Consider the following 3,788-nt stretch of genomic DNA (forward strand, 5'->3'; position numbering starts at 1 on the left):
AAACTATCATTATTAATATTAAGAAGATTCCTATAACCAAAACAGGAACTATCAACTATATCGATCCAGATGGCAAGGTAGTAAAAACTGACCAAGTTTCAGGAAAAGTTGGCGATAAAGTTGATGTTAAGATTTCGTTACCGGATGGTTATGAATTAGCTAATAAGGATGAACATATTCCAAGTGTAATTACCGTAACTGAAAATGGTATTGGTACTATTAATGTTAATGTTAAAAAAATCAATGAGAAGGCAAATGTCACATATATTGATGATACGACGGGTAAGAAGTTAAGTACCACAGACTTAACGGGAAACTATGGTACGACGGATAGTTATCAAACTGGTAATACAATCAAAAATTATGAAAATCAGGGTTATAAGCTAGTGTCAGATGGTTATCCGGCAACTGGTGTGGAATATAACGAAGATGGAACAGTCAAGAATTATGAAGTTCATTTGACGCATGGTACAACACAAACAAGTGAAAACCAAACTGTTAATGAGACCATTCATTATCAAGGCGCTGGTAATCAAACTCCTGCTGATCACACCGCTCAAGTGACCTTTACGCGTCAAGGCTCAACTGACGCAGTAACTGGGGAAAAGACGTATGGTCCTTGGTCAGCAGATCAAAGCTTTGCCGCAGTAACAAGTCCTGAATTAAAGGGTTATACAGCTGACAAGGCGCAAATTGACAAGCAAACAGTTAATGGGGACTCAAAGGACTTAGAATTCACGGTTACCTATACCAAGACTCCAGTTGCTGGCGGTAACGTCACAGCTAAGTATGTTGATGAAAACGGCAATCCAATTGCTGACGATGTTATTGCTTCTGGTAATGTAGGCGATCCATATTCAACGACCCAAAAGGATGTGCCAGGCTACACCTTCAAAGAAGTCCAAGGAAACCCTACGGGGAGCTTTACGGATCAGGATCAGACTGTTACCTATGTTTACACGAAGAACCCCGCAACAGATAACAATGGCGGCACTGGGCTCAATCAACCGGGGAAGCCAGGTAATGGTACGGACACAGGAAATCCCAGTTCTAACCAACCAGGGAATCCTTCCCAGCCAAGTAACGCTACTAACAATGGAGTAATCAATACGTCGACTAATACAGGATCTAAAGTTAACAACGGTGCTGTTAATTCACCAGAATTACCTCAAACTGGTGAAAACAATAGTCAAAGTCAAACAATGTCCTTTATTGGTATTTTGTTGGCAATGTTTGGAAGTTTACTCGGTTTTCTTGGTATCAAGAAACGTCGTAATGATTAACCATTAAATAAATATATCTGTAGCGAATATAGATTATTTAAAGAGGACCCTGAAGAATATTATTATTCTTCAGGGTCTTTATTTGGCTCTACGTCGGCAAGAATGTCAATGGTCCGGACAAGAATTGTACGGTTGGACGTGCGGACGTTTTTTTGGGGCTCAAATCGTCAGTGTGGTTTGTGGGATAAATCTTCATTTGCACACCGAAACCGGAGGTGCCCGCTTCTTCTGCATCAGCATAATCAATCCCAACGCTAACCACTTCACCTTGTACTTGATGGTGACGAAGTCTGCCAGCAACCTGATCAGCAATCTCGCTAAGCACGACTTTAATCTCCTTTGCCTGCGTGTAATCACACATGAGCACCTGACTATTGCCATAGTCTTTTTTCACATTTACTGGGTGCCCCAGTTTACAATTCAAGTGCAACACCCTGACGACTAGACCATAAAGGCCATGAAGACCTATTCTTGTTAGTGCTAGCTAAACAAGAAAGCAGGAATCTTCATGACCCACTCTCAGACTAACACCCACAAGCATTACCAACAACTCAGTTTTAGCGACCGTGCTACAATTCAGGCTCTTCAGGCTGCTGGTGACACCGCGACCGTGATTGCACAGAAGCTTCATCGCAGTAAAGCGACAATCTCACGAGAAATCACGCGTGGATCTGTAACTCAGCTCGACTCGAAGCGTCACTCGCATCAAGTCTATCTTGCGGAAACTGCCCAAGCCATGCACGACCGTAAACGCGATAGAACCGGTCACTACGCCTTTCTTAAGACCGGCCGTGCGTTCTTCAAGGCTCTCTCCAGGGAGCTTACTCGTAAGCCGCGCGTACACAGCGTTGATAGCTTCGTACACTTCTATCGCGACCAGGGCAAGGCTTGCCCTTCAACGACAACTGTGTATCGCTACATCGACGCCGGGCTGCTTGAGCTAGACAACATGACACTTCTCAAGAAGCTCCGACGCCGCATCAAAGGCTATAAGAACGCCCACAAGCGCAAGAATAAGAAGATATACGGCGACTCAATCGAGTTGCGTCCTGCGGCCGTGAATGACCGCACAGGCGTGGGACATTGGGAAGGCGACTTGGTCAAAGGTATTCGCTTAGCTGATGAGCCAGCATTAATGACGCTCACAGAACGGTACAGCCGGACTGAGATCATCGTCAAGATTCCTGACTATCATGCGGGCACCTGCCTTAAAGCCTTGCAGGACACAATCGACGACTACGGGGCCAAGGAATTTGAGAGTATCACTTTTGACAATGGTTCCGAGTTTGCCAAGTTATCAGAGATTGTTGGAACCCAGATTTACTTCGCACATCCGTACTCGCCTTGGGAGCGTGGCACAAACGAGAACGCCAATGGACTGCTTAGGGAATTCTTTTCGAAAGGGAAGTCTCTCAGAGCAGTTACCCTGGTTGAAATTCAAGCAGTCCAATCCGCACTGAACCATCGTCCCAGACGTATTCTGAACTATCTTCGCCCATGCGATTACTACCGATGCATGGCGTAACAGCCTAGACCACTATCAAGAATTCGTTATCATCGTTGCACTTGACTTGAAAATTGAGGAGATCTTTTTAATTGAATTTGCATTTGAATCATCGCCAACGTAAGACCTGCATAGTTCAACATTGATATCACATTAGGGTGTACCCTATTGTAACTAAAGAGAGATGGGGGTATTATTAGTTACATATAAGTGACCCGGGGGTGATCTAGAATTGTCTAAAATCGGTTATGCGCGTGTTAGTACGCGTGATCAAAATCTGGCGCGTCAAATTGAACAGCTACATGATGCCGGTGTTAATAAAATCTTTCAAGAGAAGCTTTCAGGTAAAAATGCCGATCGTCCTCAACTGAAAGCAATGTTAGACTATATTCGTGATGATGATGAAGTAGTGGTACTGAGCCTTGATCGACTTGGTCGCAATTCTCATGATTTGACTGACATCATCGAAACCATTCGGCATCGTGGAGCTCAATTGAACGTTCTAAATCTACCTAGCTTTGCAAGTATTGAAGATCCTAACCTGCGTAACTTGATTACGACAATTATTGTCGAACTATATAAGTATATTGCTCAAGAAGAGCGCGAAACTATTAAGATACGGCAACAACAAGGCATAGAAATTGCCAAACGCCAGGGCAAATATAAAGGCAAAATTCGCGAATATGGTCCTCATTCACCTAATCGTCAAAAACGCTATATTTATAAAGAAGCCTGTCGCCTTTTAAATAGGAAGAAAGACGGAGATGAAACTCTGACCAAGCGACAAATTGCCCGCATGTTAGGTATTGCACCAGTAACCTTATATCGCATCGAAAAGTATCAGGCAGAAGATCTAGCAAATGTTCCCCGTAGTGAGATGGATTGAAGTCAATATTTGAGACAGATTTTAAGAGACATTCAGAACCGCGTTTACCTTCCACAGCTCAAATAAATCATTAATCGCGATTAATAACTTATTTGAACCCTGGAAAGCATTAAAT

Annotated in this window: 3 protein-coding genes and 1 pseudogene; 3 read left to right on the top strand and 1 reads right to left on the bottom strand. The window is 43.3% G+C overall.

Going from position 1 to position 3,788, the window contains the following annotated elements; translation table 11 throughout:
• Positions 1-1,283, top strand: a 1,283-nt coding sequence (locus MZO40_RS15560; protein WP_252133398.1) for a MucBP domain-containing protein, incomplete at its 5' end; no start/stop codon positions are given.
• Positions 1,284-1,443: 160 nt separating this feature from the next.
• On the opposite strand, the pseudogene MZO40_RS15565 reads toward MZO40_RS15560, so the two are convergent.
• Positions 1,444-1,671, bottom strand: a pseudogene (locus MZO40_RS15565) (DNA polymerase); the annotation flags it as partial.
• 120 nt (positions 1,672-1,791) lie between these two features.
• On the opposite strand from MZO40_RS15565, the gene MZO40_RS15570 reads away from it, so the two are divergent.
• Positions 1,792-2,808: an IS30 family transposase gene (locus MZO40_RS15570; protein ID WP_252133400.1), complete on the top strand. Its 1,017-nt coding sequence runs from the start codon at positions 1,792-1,794 to the stop codon at positions 2,806-2,808.
• A gap of 211 nt (positions 2,809-3,019) precedes the next feature.
• Positions 3,020-3,673 (top strand): recombinase family protein, encoded by a 654-nt coding sequence (locus MZO40_RS15575; protein WP_252133401.1) that lies wholly within the window; start codon positions 3,020-3,022, stop codon positions 3,671-3,673.
• Positions 3,674-3,788: the final 115 nt, after the last annotated feature.

Source organism: Lactiplantibacillus sp. B652, assembly GCF_023806745.1.
Classification (GTDB): domain Bacteria; phylum Bacillota; class Bacilli; order Lactobacillales; family Lactobacillaceae; genus Lactiplantibacillus; species Lactiplantibacillus pentosus.

Coding starts and splice junctions, on each gene's coding strand:
- MZO40_RS15570 (WP_252133400.1), top strand. CDS start 1,792: ATGACCCACTCTCAGACTAACACCCACAAGCATTACCAACAACTCAGT.